The following is a 14,520-nucleotide window of genomic DNA, read 5'->3' as shown; positions in this document are numbered from 1 at the left end:
CATGTCTGGTTGTGGCTACCATTTCCGGCTGTGGGTGATGATCTCGGGCGAATGCCGGCGGACCGCTACCGGATCGTCGCCCGGATCGGGCGCGGCGGGATGGGCACGGTCTGGCGCGCCGAGGACACCGACCTGGACCGTACGGTCGCGATCAAAGAGCTGCGGCTGCCCGAGGAGGTCGGCGAGGAGGAACGCCGCCTCTTCTACGCCCGGATGGAACGCGAGGCCCGCGCCGCCGCCCGCCTGAAGCATCCGGGCATCGTCACGGTGTACGACCGGATCAAGGGCGAGGACGGCCGCCCGTGGATCGTCATGGAGTACATCGACGGCGGTTCGCTCCAGGATCTGCTGTCCGCCGAGGAACGGCTGCCGGTGCGCCGGGTCGCCGAGATCGGCGTTCAGATGCTCGCGGCGCTGCGGCTGGCGCACGAGCACGGCATCGTGCACCGCGACATCAAGCCCGCGAACGTGCTGCTGGAAGGCGAGCGGGTGGTGCTGACCGACTTCGGCATCGCCGCTCTCGAGGGCGACGTCACCCTCACCAGCTCCGGCGCGATCCTGGGCACCCCAGCATTCATGGCGCCCGAGCAGGTGCGCGGCCGTCCCGCCACCCCGGAGTCGGACCTGTGGGCGCTCGGCGCGACGCTGTTCGCCGCCGTCGAGGGCGCCCCGCCGTTCAGCGGTACGAACCCCGGCTCGGTCTTCGTCGCCATCGCCACCGAGAACCCCGCGCCGAGCGTCCACGCCGGGCCGCTCGCCGAGGTCATCAGCGGCCTGCTCCGCAAGGACCCGGCGGCACGCCTGTCCGCCGGCCGCACACAGGAACTCCTCGCCGCCCTGACCGCCGCCTCGACCCCGTCATCGGCCGCGTCATCAGCCGCGGCCTCGACCGCGTCTTCGGAATCGCCCGGCGCGACGCGCGCGGAGGACGGGCGGCCGGCCCAGCAGCGTCCCCTCGTTCAGCTGCCGCCTCCCGGTCCGCCCCCTCCGCAGCCGAACGCAGACCTCGCGCAGGCCGGACACCTGCAGCAATCGATGAGCCCGCGCCTGATCGGGTTCGCCGCGGCGGTCGCCGTCGCCGTCATCGTCCTGTCGGTCTTCATCGTTCGATCGTCCGGCAAGGACCATCGGTCGGCCGGGACCGATCACAGCCCCGGCCCACGTTCCGGATCGTCGGCCTCGGCAACGACCTCGCCACCGGTCCGGGAGGCGGTGCGCGTGATCCACACCGGCACCTCGGCGCGAACGGTGGCGTTCAGCCCGGACGGCACGACCCTGGCCACCAACGCCGACGGTGGCGCGATCGGGTTGTGGAACGTGGCAGACGGCAGGAACACCGCGATCCTCAAGCACAAGGCCACCATTCCGCCCAGGCTGGCGTTCGGGCAGGACGGCGGGAGCCTGCTCAGCCTCGACTTCGAGGGTCCCGTGCGGCGCTGGGACCTGACCACGCGCGGCTCCAGGGTCGCCGTGCCCGCCCACGAGACCGTTCATCCCGCGGTGAGCAGGGACGGCACGAAGGTCGCCAGGGCCGAAGGGAACGACGTCACGATCTGGGACGCCGCCACGGGCCGCAAGATCCGTACGCTGAAGGGCCACAAGAAGGACATCGGCGCGGTGGTGTTCAGCCCGGACGGCAAGACCCTGGCCGGCCGGAGCGCCCTGGACAACACGACCCGCGTCTGGGACGTCGCGTCCGGCCGGAGCCTGCGCGTCCTGCCCAGCCCCGAGACCACGGTCCTCGCCGACGAACTGGCCATCAGCCCCGACGGCAAGCTGCTGGCCAGGACCAACGACAATGGAACGGCCGAGCTCTGGGACCTCGCCACCGGAAAGAAGACCCGGACGCTCGGAACCGCCGTCAGCTCCAAGCTCCGCCTCTACACCGCCACCGTCGCCGCGCTGACTTTCAGCCCCGACGGCACGAAGCTGGCCACCGTCGGCGGGCATGGCGACGTCAGGCTGTGGAATGTGGCGAACGCGACCCCGCCCGTCGTGTTCTCCGGCCATGACGGCCAGTCGCTCGTCAGCGGCGTCGCGTTCAGCCCGGACGGCAAGCTGCTCGCCAGCGCCTCCACCGACGAGACCGTCCGGCTCTGGAACGTGCCCTGACACCATGGGCGGCAGCATGGAGAAGGCACGCGAAGCCCAGGCCGATCCGCAATGGCACGCGACCGGTCATCCCGTGTTCCCGGCGGCCGCCAACATCGACGGCATCTGGTGGGTCATGCGGCTGAACGACTTTCCCGACCATCCGCTCTGGACGCTGTTCATCCATGGCAACACCAAGCGGTTCGACACCACCGAGCTGCCGGAGCACTGGGACCACCCGCTGAGTCCCGGCGGTGAACCGCTCTCTCCGCGCGAAGCGGCCGAGGTCCTTGCGCCCATCGAACAGTTCACGGTCTACGGCAGTGAGGTCGGCGACCCGTGCGACAACGGCTTCTGCTGCGGCCCGCCCCGCTGATTTCCTGCTGGCCGCGCGACCTCAACGCCGTCAACAACTAGACCGTGGTCGTTGGTCAGAGGTGCAGGTAGGTCATGACTGCTTTGCCTCTGGGGGAGAGGCGGTAGCCGGTTTCCAGGCTTTCGGTGAGGCCCAGGGCCTTGAGGCGGCGGACGTCGGCCTTGAACGGGAGCTTGTCGCGGCCCAGGTGTTCGGCCAGGTCCATGGCGCGCAGACCGGGATTCTCCTGGATGAGGTGCAGGACGTCGCGGGTCCAGGGGCCGCGGTGGCTGCGGGTGTCGATGGCGTCCAGGGCGGCCTTGACCTCGGCCAGCTCCTGGTCGCTCAGGTCGGCGTTCTCGCGCAGTTCGGCCTCGGGGCTCGGGCCGCCCAGGTGGAGCATGACGCGGTGGTAGCCGCCCTCCTTGGTGCTCTTGGACAGGGCGGTGAGCAGGGCCGCGCGGCTGGTGAAGCCCGCGTGGCGGGCGTCGTCCTCGGTGATCTCCTCGGGCGTGACGGGCGTGACCGAGTCGATGACGACGATCCCCGCCCAGGTGCGCTGGGTGCTGCCCGCCTTGACCCGCGGTACGGCCCAGACCCGGAACACCCGGTCGATCCGCCCGCCCGCGATCCCCTCGAGGACCTCACGCCTGAACAGCATCGTTCCCTCCCCGTGCCGCTTCCTCCTGGCAAGTATCCAGGGAAGGTCACCGGGACGGTCAGGCCTGGATGTTCTCCAGGTCCTCCAGGAGGCTCGGGTGCTTGGGCTCCCAGCCGAGCGCCCGGCGGGTGTGGGTGCTGGACGAGGGCTGGTCGGCCGAGAAGATCGGGCCGAGGGGGCCGTAGGTCTCCGGCGGGACCGACTCGACCGGCACGTTGAGGCGGCGGCCGATGACCGCGGCGATGTCGCGTACCGGGTCTCCCTCGTCGGCGACGGCGTGCCAGGCGGTTCCGGCGGGCGCCTGCTCCAGGGCGAGCCGGAGGAGGATCGCCGCGTCGAGCGCGTGCACGGCGGGCCAGCGCTGTGCGCCGTCGCCCGGGTAGCCGGACACTCCGGACTGGCGCGCGATGTTGGTCAGCAGGCCGGCGAAACCGCCCGTGCCCTCGTTGTGAACGGTGCGCGGCAGGCGTACGGCCGAGCTCCGGACTCCGCGCGAGGCCAGGTCCAGGACCTTGGTGACCGCGATGCCGCGGCCGCCGACCGGTCCGTCGGTGGGCAGCGGGTCGGCCTCGGTGGAGGGGCGGCCCTCCGCGCGGGGCGTGCCCGAGACGGTGACGAACGGGCGGTCGCTGCCGGTGAGCGCCTCGCCGAGCGTCGCGAGCGCGGCGCTCTCCTCGGCGACGGCGTTCGCGAGGGCCTCGGGGCTGCTGAAGTCGTTGGCGAACGCCAGGTGGATCACGCCGTCGGCCTGGGCGGCGCCGGAACGCAGGACGTCCAGGTCGGCGAGGGCTCCCCGGAGCGGCTCCGCGCCGGCCGCCTCGACGGCCTGGGCGGAGGCGTCGGAACGGGCGAGCGCGAGCACGGAGTGGCCGTTGCCGAGCAGCTCGGCGACGACGGCGGACCCGATCAGACCGGTGCCACCGGTGACGAAGACGCGCATGGGATCCTCCCGAATAGTGATGGGACTCTTGTCCCGTCACTCTACCAGGTGATGGGACAAGAGTCCCATCACCTATGATGGTCGGCGTGGGCCGATGGGAACCTGGAGCGCGTGAACGCCTTGTCATGGCGGCCGTCGACCTGTTCACCGAGCAGGGGTACGACGCCACGACCGTCGCGCAGATCGCCGAGCGTGCCGGGGTCACCAAGAGCACGTTCTTCCGGCACTTCCCGGACAAGCGCGAGCTGCTGGTGGCCGGGCAGGAGACGCTGAGCCGGCTGCTGGTCGAGGGGATCGCCGAGGCGCCCGGCGACGCCACGCCGCTCGACGCGGTCGCCGCCGGTCTCGAACGCGCCTCGACCGCGATGGGGCCCGCGACGCGCGAGCTCGCCCCGCGCCTGCGGGCCGCCGTCGCCGCCAGCGCCGAGCTTCAGGAACGCGACGCCCTGAAGATCGTGAGTCTCGCGGCGGCCATGACAGCCGCGCTGGTCGCCCGCGGCGTACCCGATCCGGCCGCGGCCCTCGCGAGCGAGATGGGCGTCCTGGCGTTCAAGCGGGGCTATGCCGAATGGTCCGAGGGCGACCGCGACGCCGATGACGAGCTCGCCGGTCACATCCGCGTCGCGCTGAACGAGCTGCGCACGGCGAGCGCCTCACTGGGCTGACCGGGCGTCAGGCGTCGGCGATCCGCTTCCATGCGGCGCTCTGACCACCCGTGGGTCGCTCGGATGCCACCGGCACGCCACCCTGAAGTTACTGATGGGTAGTCACTGACTGACTGTCAGGTCGACGGGTGCTCTTGTTCGGCTACTGGCGCGTAGGTACCGTGTCCGAAAGTGACCCGGAGGAGGACGCGGTGGTGCACGCCAGGCCCGCCTACCGTCCCGGACCGCTCCAGCGGATCGGGCACATCCGCGATCTCATGTCCCTGCTGCTCCGCACCGGGCTGCTGTTCAGCGGTTCGCCGCAGCGCTCGTTCCATCACATCGGAGCCCTCCGTGAGTGGGGGACCACGCTGGCCGGGCTGGTCATCTCCTCGGCCGTACGCAGCCCCACCAAGCCCGCGCTGATCGACGAGCAGGGCGTCATGACGTTCGCCGAGCTCGACGACCGGACCACGCGGCTGGCCGTCGGGCTGCCGGTGGACGGGCCGCGTCCGCGTGTCGGGGTGCTGTGCCGAAACCACCGGGGGATGGCCGAAACCCTGGTCGCGTGCAGCAAGCGCGGCGTCGAGGTCGTGCTGCTCAACACCGGGTTCGGTGCCGGGCAGCTGCGGGCCGTGATGACCGAGCTGCGCATGGATCTGATCGTCGCGGACGCCGAGTTCGCGCCGCTGCTGGCCGCCACCCCGCACACGCTGCGCCGCCTGGTGGTGTGGGCGGACACCCCGGGCGACCCGGCCGGGGCCGGGCTCACGGTCGAGCAGATCATCCACGCCAGCCCCGCGCCCAAGCTGTCGCCGCCGCAGGTGCAGAGCCGCACGATCGTGCTGAGCTCGGGCACGACCGGCCGCCCGAAGGGCGCCCGCCGCCCGCCCCGTCCCGGCCTGTGGCCGCTGGCGTCGATGACCTCGCGGATCCCGCTGCGGCACAAGCAGACGATGATCGTCGAGGCGCCGCTGTTCCACACCTGGGGGTACGCGGCGCTCCAGATGGCCTGGGGGCTGCGCGCCCCGGTCGTGCTGCACCGCCGGTTCGACCCCGAGGCGACGCTGCGCACCATCAGCACCCACCGCGAGGCCGTGCTGTACGCCGTGCCGGTCATGCTGCAGCGGATCATGGACCTGCCGCCCGAGGTGCTGCGCCGGTACGACACGACCTCGCTGCGGATCGTGGCGCTCAGCGGGGCCGCGCTGCCCGGCGAGCTGGCGACCCAGTTCATGAACGAGTTCGGCGACTGCCTCTACAACGTCTACGGCTCCACCGAGGCGTCGTGGGTGTCCATCGCCACCCCCAAGGACCTGCGCCTGGACCCGCGCACCGCCGGCCGCCCGCCCCGCAACACCCGGCTGGTGATCCTGAACGAGGAGAACCGCCCGGTCGGGCGTTCCACCATCGGGCGGGTCTTCGCCGCCAACGAGATGCTGTTCGAGGGCTACACCGGCGGCGAGCCGATGGAGGTGCGCGACGGGCTGCTGTCCACCGGCGACCTCGGCCATGTCGACCACCGCGGGCTGCTGTTCGTCGACGGGCGCCAGGACGGCATGGTCGTGTCGGGCGGCGAGAACGTGGTCCCGCGCGACGTCGAGGACGCCCTGCTGAAGCTCCAGGGTGTGCACGAGGTCGCCGTCGTCGGCGTGCCCGACGACGAGTGGGGCCAGCGCCTGGCCGCCTACATCGTGCCGATGCCCGGGGTGAAGGTCGACGCCGAGGCCGTCCGGACGTACGTGCACACCCAGGTCGCCCGCTTCGCCGTGCCGCGCGACGTGCACTTCCTGCGGGAGCTGCCCCGCAACGCGACCGGCAAGATCGTGCACCGCTGGCTGGCGGGCGCCGCCCGTACCGAGGCGGCGCGGGCCGAGGCCGCGCGCACCGGCGACACCGCCCCGCGGCCCGTGGAGGTTCCCGAGGGCCGGGTCAGCTGGCCGTCGGCCTGGCCGCCTCCGCCGTCGGCCGTTCCACCGGTGTCCGGCCCGGCGCAGGTGTCCGGTCCGCCGCAGCTGCCCGATCCGCAGCCCGGCCCGCCGCTGCCCGGCTCGGCGGCGTCGGCAGCAGGAGGGTGATCGCCAGGCCGCCGTCCGGACGGGCGGTGGTCTCGATCGACCCGCCGTGCGCGGCCACCACGGCCCGCACGATCGACAGCCCGAGCCCGGCGCCGGCGGCCGACCCGACCCGGTCGGCTATCCGGTCGTCCCGCAGGCGGCGGAACGGCTCGTAGAGCGAGGCGACCTCGTAAGAGGGCACCGGGCGCCCGGTGTTCTCGACCCGCAGCACGGCGTGCGGACCGCGGCGGCCGGTCTTGATCCACACCTGGCCGCCGGGCACGTTGTACTTCAGCGCGTTCTCCAGCAGGTTGACCGCGCACCGCTCCAGCAGCACCGGGTCGCCGGACGCGGTCGCCGGGGCCAGCTCGACGGTGATGTCGACGTCGGTCTCCCCGGCCAGGTCGTCCAGCTGATCGACCGCGCTGCGCACCACGTCCTCCAGGGGAGCGGGCACGGGCGCCTCCAGCTCACGTTCGGAACGGGCCAGGAGCAGCAGGCCCTCGATCAGCCGCTCGTGGCGGGCGGTGTTGCCGAGCAGGATGTCGGCCAGCGCCTTGGTCTCGGGTGGGTTCTTGCGGCTGGCGATCGCGACCTCCAGCACCGTCCGGTTGATCGTGAGCGGCGTGCGCAGCTCGTGCGAGGCGTTCGCCACGAACCTGCGCTGCGCGTCGAACGCCCGGTGCAGCCGGTCCAGCATCCGGTCGAAGGTGTCGGCCAGGTCCTTGATCTCGTCCTGCGGCCCGGCCAGCGCGATCCGCTCGTGCAGGTTGCTCTCCGACAACCGCCGCGCGGTCGCGGTCACCGTGTGGATCGGGCGCAGCGTCCGGCCCGCCACCAGGTAGCCGAGCACCACGGCCAGCGCCCCCAGCAGAACGAGCGTGAACAGCGAGCTCTGCAGCAGCTGCGTCAGCACGTCGTGCTTCTGCCTGGCGATGATCTGCTCGACCTGGTCGCGGATCTGCATGATCTTGGTGACCCGCTGGTCCGGCGGCAGCTTCTGCAGGCTGTTCAGGTCGTCGATCGTGCTGCTCTGCTTGGGCAGCTCGGTGACCATCTTGCCCGAGAAGCGGTCGTCCATCGCCCGTACGGTCAGCAGGTAGGTGACCGCCACCAGCACCGCCGAGGACACCAGGTAGAGCGACCCGTAGATCAGCGTCAGCCGCGCCCGCACACTCAGCCGGTTCACAGCCGGTACCCCGATCCCGTGACGGTCTCGATCACCCCGGGCGGGCCGAGCTTGCGCCGCAGCGTCGCCATCGTCACCCGCACGATGTTGCTGAACGGATCGATGTTCTCGTCCCAGGCCCGGTCCAGCAGCCGCTCCGCGCTGACCACGCCGCCCTCGGCCCGCAGCAGCTCCTCCAGCACAGTGAACTCCTTCTTGGTGAGCCGCAGCTCCCGCCCGTCGCGTTCGGCCGTACGGCGGTACGGGTCCAGGCGGATCCCGGCCCGTTCCAGGACCGGCGGGAGCGGCGGCGCGGACCGCCGCGACAGCGCCCGGATCCGCGCGACCAGCTCGCTGAACACGAACGGCTTGGGCAGGTAGTCGTCGGCGCCCAGCGCCAGCCCGTCCACCCGTTCCGCCACCTCGCCCGCGGCCGTCAGCATCAGGATCCTGCCCGTCCCGCGCTCGGCGACCAGCTCGCGGCACACGTCGTCGCCGTGCACGGTCGGCAGGTCCCGGTCGAGCACGATCACGTCGTAGTCGGTGTAGGAGGCGCGTTCCAGCGCGACGTCGCCGTCATAGACCACGTCGACGGCGATCGCCTCCTCGCGCAGCCCGTCGGCGATGGTGTCGGCGAGCAGCCGCTCGTCCTCAACGATCAGTACCCGCATCACCGCACCCCCTGGCCGGCAGGCCTTGCTGACCTGCCAGAGCATGCACGCGCGGGCGTTAAGCCGAGGTAAGCCGCCGCCACAGGCCCTGCCGCACCGGCCGCGGCGCGGGCTCGGGCGGCCGCAGCACCTCATCGATCTCCGGCGTCCAGAAGCAGGCTTCGAGGGTCTTGTGATTGGCCCAGTCGCGGAGCTTCTGGTTCTCCGGGACGGAGACCAGCGCGGCGAGCCCGAGCAGCACGGCGCAGACGATCGCGGTGGGCCGGTGATGATCGCCGACGGCCTCCACGATCGCCGCCACGCACCCGGCCAGGAACGGCGGGAAGCAGTTGCGGACCATCAGCCCGGCCGCGCGCAGCCGGAGGACCTCCAGGGCGGCGTCCTTGTCGTACCGCTCGATCGCGGTCAGCAGGACGGTGGCCGACACGTTCATGAAGGGCCGGTCGGCGGCCTGGGGCATCTTGTCGAGGAACCGCCGGCGGGCGTGCGCGGAGGTCTTCACCCAGAACGGGAAGACGCGGTCCACGATCGTTCCGGCCAGGTAGGTCAGGTGGCCGATCACGTAGCTGATCACCACGATCCCGCCGGCGAGCAGGAGGGTGGGGACGTCGTCGAGCTTTCCGGGGTCGATCCAGTCCATGCGGGCGCCGACGTAGAGGCCGAACGCCAGGTAGAGCGAGCCGGGTATGGCGTAGGTGAAGACGTCGAAGATGCCGAGGGACAGGCGCACGTGCGGCTCCGGGGTGCTGATGCGGACCTCCGATGATCCGACGCATTCCGGGCCGGTTGGGTTGCGCGGCAGAATTCGTCCAAGAGATTTCCGAGGGGCTGTCGATCCGGCGGCGCCTCGTTCGACACAGGGGTGAGCGGGGGAAGACCTCTCGCCGAACGAGAAGAATCGAGGAGATCGACGATGCCGCGTTTCCTGACCATGATCCGCCTGGAGGAGAACGCCGACTTCCCCGACCCGGGGCCGGAGTTCGGCGAGCGCATGGGCGCGCTGCTGGAGGAGATCACCAAGGCCGGGGTCATGCTCGACACCGCCGGGCTGCTGCCGACCGACCAGGCCACCCGGGTGACCTGGGAGGGTGGCAAGCTCCGCTACACCGACGGCCCGTTCACCGAGACCAAGGAGGTCGTGGCGGGCTACTCGATGATCCAGGCCAAGGACAAGGCCGAGGCGCTGGAGTGGACCAACCGGTTCCTGCAGCTCCACCCGGTGGGCTGGACGATCACCGCCGAAGTCCGCGAGATCGAGGAGGACACCACGCCCGAGTTCGACAAGGGGTGAGACAGGACAAGGGATGAGACGGGACAAGGGGTGAGGCAGGACAAGGGGTGAGACGGGCGGTGAACGCCGCGGGCGGCCGTGAACACCCAGGGCGGGGAGTGAATACCCTCTGATGGGTGGACGTGAGCAGGACGGTCGAGACGGTCTTCAGGATGCATTCGCCCCGGATCATCGCCGGGGTGGCCCGTGTCGTCCGTGACGTCGGCATCGCCGAGGAGCTGGCGCAGGACGCGCTCGTCGCCGCCCTGGAGCAGTGGCCTGAGTCGGGTGTCCCGGACAATCCGGGCGCCTGGCTCATGGTCGCGGCGCGCCGCCGCGCGATCGACCTCGTCCGCCGCAAGGAGGCCTACGCCCGCAAGCTCGCCGAGGTCGGCCGGGCGATGGAGGGCGTCGAGGACGCCCAGCCCGAGCTGCCCGATCCCGACGAGATCGACGACGACCTGCTCCGGTTGATCTTCACGGCGTGCCATCCGGTGCTGAGCACCGACGCGCGGATCGCCCTGACGCTGCGGCTGCTGGGCGGGCTGACCACCGAGGAGATCGCACGGGCGTTCCTGAGCACCGAGCCGACGATCGCCCAGCGGATCGTGCGGGCCAAGAAGAGCCTGGCCAAGGCGGGCGTGCCGTTCGAGGTGCCGTCGGGAGAGTCGCGGTCGGAACGGCTGTCGTCGGTGCTGGAGGTCATCTACCTGATCTTCAACGAGGGCTATTCGGCGACCGCCGGGGACGACCTCACCCGGCCGGCCCTGTGCGAGGACGCGCTGCGCCTGGCCCGCGTACTGTCCGGCCTGATGCCCAAGGAGCCGGAGGTGCACGGCCTGGCCGCGCTCCTGGAATTCCAGACCTCGCGCATGGCGACCCGCACCGGTCCCGACGGGGCGCCGACCCTGCTGGCCGACCAGGACCGAACGCGATGGAACCGCCTGCTGATCCGCCGAGGTATGGACGCGCTGGGGAAGGCGGGCACCGGCCCTTACTCGCTCCAGGCGGCCATCGCGGGGTGCCATGCCCAGGCGGTTCGCTACGAGGACACCGACTGGGCCACGATCGCCGCCCTCTACGGGGGCCTGGTGACGCTTTCGCCGTCGCCGGTGGTGGAGCTCAACAGGGTGGTCGCGGTGTCGATGGCGGAAGGGCCTGCCGCGGCACTGCCTTTGCTGGACGCCCTGGAGGATCCCCTCAAGGGCTACCACCTTCTGCCCAGCGTCCGGGGCGACCTCCTGCAGCGCTTGGGCCGGGACGAGGAGGCCCGTGCCGAGTTCGCGCGGGCGGCCTCTTTGACGCGGAACGAGCGGGAGCGCGCCCTGCTGCTGAAGAGGGCTGAAAAGCAGTGAGGCTTGTCGCCGGGGCGGCGTCGTCGCCTGTGATCCTGCATGTTCCGCACGCGTCGCGGGATATTCCTGCTCACGTACGCGGCGGCCTGCTGCTCAGCGACGCGGAGCTGGAAACCGAGCTGGACCATATGACCGACGCGTACACCGACCAGATCGCGGAGGGGGCTGCCGGGCGGGTGAGGCCGAGGCCCTGGATTTTTCAGAATGAGCTGTCTCGGCTGGTCGTGGACCCGGAACGCTTTCTGGACGAACGCGAGGAGATGCGTTCTGTGGGCATGGGGGCCGTCTACACCAGGACCTCCCACGGCCGCCCGCTGCGCGAAGCAGAAGACCTGGGGCTGGTCGAGGCTCACTTCCTCCCGTACGCGCAGGCCATGAGCGACCTGGTGGCCGACCGTCTGCGCGTCACCGGGCGGGCCGTCATCATCGACGTGCACTCCTACCCGGCCGATCCGCTCCCGTACGAGCTCCACGCCGACGGCCCGCGTCCCGAGGTCTGCCTGGGGACGGACGCCTTCCACACGCCGCCGGAGCTGGTGGCTGCGGCGCAGGAGGCGTTCGCGGGCGCGAGTGCGGGTGCGACCGCGAGTGCGGGTGCGGGCGCAGGTGCGGGTGCGGGCGCGGGTTGCGAGGTCGTGCTGAACACGCCGTTCTCCGGCTGCTACGTCCCGACCGCCTACTACGGGAAGGCCGCCCAGGTCACCGGGCTCATGGTCGAGATCAAGCGCCGTTCGCCGAACGGGCCGCCGGTCGCGGGCCTGGAGCCGGTCACCGCGGCGCTGGCCGAGCTGGTTGCACTCACCTGGAGGAACGTGCTCGGGAACGCGCCATAGCGAGCAGCTTGTTGCAGATTCTTCCGATCTCACCCTTGAACTTTGCGGCAGCAGCGTTCATAGTCAGGGCGCCGGTATGAGTCATTGTGCGTGAAAACCCCCGAAAACCTGCATGACTGCTCACTCCTCCGCTCCCCTCGCCAAGGAGTACCGATGCACCGACGCACCCTGCTGCGTGTCGCCGCCCTGACCCCTCTCGCCGGAATCGCCGCCATGCCGGGACGCGCGGACGCGGCCGGGCACACGTTCGCGTTCTCCGCGGACGGCGCGAACTTCCTCCTCGACGGCGCGCCGTTCCAGATCCGGAGCGGCGAGATGCACCCCGCCCGCATCCCCGTGAAGTACTGGCGCCACCGCATCCAGATGGCCAAGGCCATGGGGATGAACACCATCGCCCTCTACATCATGTGGAACTACCTGGAGGAGAGCCCGGGGGACTTCGACCTCACCACCGACCGGCGCGACTTCGTCTCGTTCATCAAGCTCTGCCAGGCCGAGGGCATGTGGGTGCTGCTGCGCCCGGGACCCTACGTCTGCGGGGAGTGGGACCTGGGCGGCCTGCCCCCGTACCTGCTCGCCAAGCCGTCGATCGCGCTGCGCGTGCGCAGGAGCGTCGACGCCGACTACATGGCCGCCGTGACGCGGTACGTCAACAAAATCGCCCCGCTGGTGAAGCCGCTGATGGTCGCGGCCGGCGGCCCGATCCTGATGGTGCAGATCGAGAACGAGTACGGCTCGTACGGCAATGACGGCGTCTACATGGAGGAAGTGCGCCAGCTGTGGCTGAGCGCCGGGATCAGCGGCCCGTTCTACACCCAGGACGGCCTGGGGCAGGTCCAGAACAACCACACCAACGTCACCGGCGGCGCGATCGGGCTGAGCGGCGGCGACGCGGCGTCGATCGCCAGCTGCCGCCGCTCGTTCCCCACGGTCCCCTCGATGGTCGGCGAGCTGTATCCGGGCTGGCTCACGCACTGGGGCGACGGAACGTTCGCCGGGCAGGGCACCGACATCTCCGGAACGCTGCGCGGGCTCATGGACGGCAAGCTGTCGTTCAACATCTACGTGATTCACGGCGGCACCAACTTCGGCTATTGGGCAGGGGCGAACGCCGCCGACAACGGGTCCTCCTATCAGCCCGACATCACCAGCTACGACTACGCGGCACCCATTACCGAGCAGGGACGTCCGGCGCCGAAGTACGCCGCGTACCGCTCGCTGATAGGCGGCTACCTGAGCACGCCGCTGCCGGCCGTTCCTGACCCGATTCCCACCATCACGCGCACGGGAAGCCAGGCCGTGAAGCCGACGGCCTACGCGTCCCTGTGGGACAACCTGCCCGCGGCCCTTCCGCCCGCCAAGACCGTCACTCCGCAGCCGATGGAGAACTACGGGCAGAACTCGGGCTTCATGCTCTACCGCAAGGTTCTGACCGGCTATTCAGGGGCGACCCTCAACGTGACGGCCGTGCATGACTACGCGACCGTTTTCCTGGGCGGCGTCTATCAGGGCGGCATGTCCCGGCCTGCGGTGCCCGCCGCGTACGCCACGCCGTTGAAGGTGACCACTGGGGCGAGCCTGGCGCTGGGGCAGGCGGGAGCGAACCCGACGCTGGACATCCTGGTCGAGGGCATGGGCCGCATCAACTTCGGCCACGGCCTGGTCGACCGCAAGGGCATCACCCAGCAGGTCACCCTCACCAACGCCGGACCGTTGAACGGCGCGCTCACCAACTGGCAGGCCTACGGCCTGCCGATCGACGAGGCGTTCGTCAAGGACCTGAAGGCGAAGATCACCGACCCGGGGCGTCCCGGCCTGTTCTTCCGCGCCACCGTGGACCTCAGCGAGATCGGCGACACCTACCTGGACATGTCCGGCTGGACCAAGGGCGTGGTCTGGGTGAACGGCCACAACCTCGGGCGCTACTGGTCGATCGGGCCGCAGCGGAGGCTGTACTGCCCCGCGTCCTGGCTCACCACCGGCGGCAACACGGTCCTGGTGCTGGACCTGCACCAGCTCAAGCCCTCGTCCATCACGTTCGAGTCCACGCTGACCAGCGACTACGTGCTGACCAACCGGCGCAGCGGCAAGGCGCTCGACGTGCCCGACCACTCCACCACCGCGGGCACCCAGCTGATCCAGTGGACGCGCAACGACGGCCCGAACCAGCGCTGGCTCCTCGGCTCGGTCGCGACCGGCGTCAGCACGCTCACCAACGTCAACTCCGGCATGGTGATGGACGTCTCGGGCGGCGCCTCCGCCGACGGCACCCCGATCATCCAGTGGCCCGCCAACGGCGCCGCCAACCAGCAGTGGAAGACCGTCGCCACCGACGGCGGCTACGTGAAGCTCGTCAGCGTCGCCACCGGCAAGGTCGCCGGCGTGACCGGCAGCTCCACCGCCGACGGAGCCAAGATCGTCGAGCAGACCGATACCGGCGACACCAGCCAGCAGTGGAAGCTCACCGCCCTGTGA

12 protein-coding genes and 1 pseudogene are annotated in these 14,520 nt (G+C 70.8%); 8 read left to right on the top strand and 5 right to left on the bottom strand.

Annotated elements, in window-relative coordinates; translation table 11 throughout:
• The first annotated feature begins 30 nt into the window (after positions 1–30).
• Together J4573_RS15755 and J4573_RS15750 are read left to right on the top strand one after the other, a co-directional pair.
• Positions 31–2,112 carry a WD40 repeat domain-containing serine/threonine protein kinase gene (locus J4573_RS15755; RefSeq protein WP_208256228.1) on the top strand — a complete coding sequence of 694 codons (2,082 nt, stop codon included), beginning with the start codon at positions 31–33 and terminating at the stop codon, positions 2,110–2,112.
• Between the two features lie 16 nt (positions 2,113–2,128).
• A complete protein-coding gene (locus tag J4573_RS15750; RefSeq protein ID WP_208256227.1) occupies positions 2,129–2,467 on the top strand; it encodes a hypothetical protein in 339 nt (112 codons plus the stop codon).
• A 55-nt stretch (positions 2,468–2,522) separates the two neighbouring features.
• Here J4573_RS15750 and J4573_RS15745 read toward each other — a convergent pair whose 3' ends face one another.
• Together J4573_RS15745 and J4573_RS15740 are read right to left on the bottom strand one after the other, a co-directional pair.
• The gene (locus J4573_RS15745; protein WP_208256226.1) at positions 2,523–3,107 is read right to left on the bottom strand and encodes an ASCH domain-containing protein; all 585 of its coding nucleotides are present in this window, start codon (positions 3,105–3,107) and stop codon (positions 2,523–2,525) included.
• A gap of 58 nt (positions 3,108–3,165) precedes the next feature.
• Entirely contained in the window at positions 3,166–4,047 is an 882-nt protein-coding gene (locus J4573_RS15740; RefSeq protein ID WP_208256225.1) for an SDR family oxidoreductase, read from the bottom strand.
• Between the two features lie 86 nt (positions 4,048–4,133).
• On the opposite strand from J4573_RS15740, the gene J4573_RS15735 reads away from it, so the two are divergent.
• Entirely contained in the window at positions 4,134–4,712 is a 579-nt protein-coding gene (locus J4573_RS15735) for a TetR/AcrR family transcriptional regulator (protein WP_208256224.1), read from the top strand.
• Between the two features lie 161 nt (positions 4,713–4,873).
• Positions 4,874–6,769 (top strand): AMP-binding protein, encoded by a 1,896-nt coding sequence (locus J4573_RS15730; RefSeq protein WP_307796654.1) that lies wholly within the window; start codon positions 4,874–4,876, stop codon positions 6,767–6,769.
• Positions 6,770–6,806: 37 nt separating this feature from the next.
• Here J4573_RS15730 and J4573_RS54020 read toward each other — a convergent pair.
• From J4573_RS54020 to J4573_RS15720, 3 genes and pseudogenes are all read right to left on the bottom strand, one after another.
• Positions 6,807–7,715 (bottom strand): annotated as a pseudogene (locus tag J4573_RS54020) (sensor histidine kinase); the annotation flags it as partial.
• 218 nt (positions 7,716–7,933) lie between these two features.
• Positions 7,934–8,587 carry a response regulator transcription factor gene (locus J4573_RS15725; RefSeq protein WP_208256223.1) on the bottom strand — a complete coding sequence of 218 codons (654 nt, stop codon included), beginning with the start codon at positions 8,585–8,587 and terminating at the stop codon, positions 7,934–7,936.
• 58 nt (positions 8,588–8,645) lie between these two features.
• A complete protein-coding gene (locus J4573_RS15720; protein WP_208256222.1) occupies positions 8,646–9,317 on the bottom strand; it encodes a hypothetical protein in 672 nt (223 codons plus the stop codon).
• 183 nt (positions 9,318–9,500) lie between these two features.
• On the opposite strand from J4573_RS15720, the gene J4573_RS15715 reads away from it, so the two are divergent.
• The 4 genes from J4573_RS15715 to J4573_RS15700 all read left to right on the top strand — a co-directional run bounded on the left by J4573_RS15715 (position 9,501) and on the right by J4573_RS15700 (position 14,520).
• Positions 9,501–9,878 carry a YciI family protein gene (locus J4573_RS15715; RefSeq protein WP_208256221.1) on the top strand — a complete coding sequence of 126 codons (378 nt, stop codon included), beginning with the start codon at positions 9,501–9,503 and terminating at the stop codon, positions 9,876–9,878.
• 116 nt (positions 9,879–9,994) lie between these two features.
• Complete coding sequence (locus J4573_RS15710) at positions 9,995–11,212, top strand: RNA polymerase sigma factor (protein WP_307796653.1); 1,218 nt, start codon at positions 9,995–9,997, stop codon at positions 11,210–11,212.
• 29 nt (positions 11,213–11,241) lie between these two features.
• A complete protein-coding gene (locus J4573_RS15705) occupies positions 11,242–12,045 on the top strand; it encodes an N-formylglutamate amidohydrolase (protein ID WP_208256220.1) in 804 nt (267 codons plus the stop codon).
• A gap of 153 nt (positions 12,046–12,198) precedes the next feature.
• Positions 12,199–14,520 carry a beta-galactosidase gene (locus tag J4573_RS15700; protein ID WP_208256219.1) on the top strand — a complete coding sequence of 774 codons (2,322 nt, stop codon included), beginning with the start codon at positions 12,199–12,201 and terminating at the stop codon, positions 14,518–14,520.

The sequence above is a fragment of the Actinomadura barringtoniae genome (assembly GCF_017573505.1).
Classification (GTDB): domain Bacteria; phylum Actinomycetota; class Actinomycetes; order Streptosporangiales; family Streptosporangiaceae; genus Spirillospora; species Spirillospora barringtoniae.
Note: the sequence above shows the minus strand (reverse complement) of the source record. Positions and strands in the feature narration are given on the sequence as shown.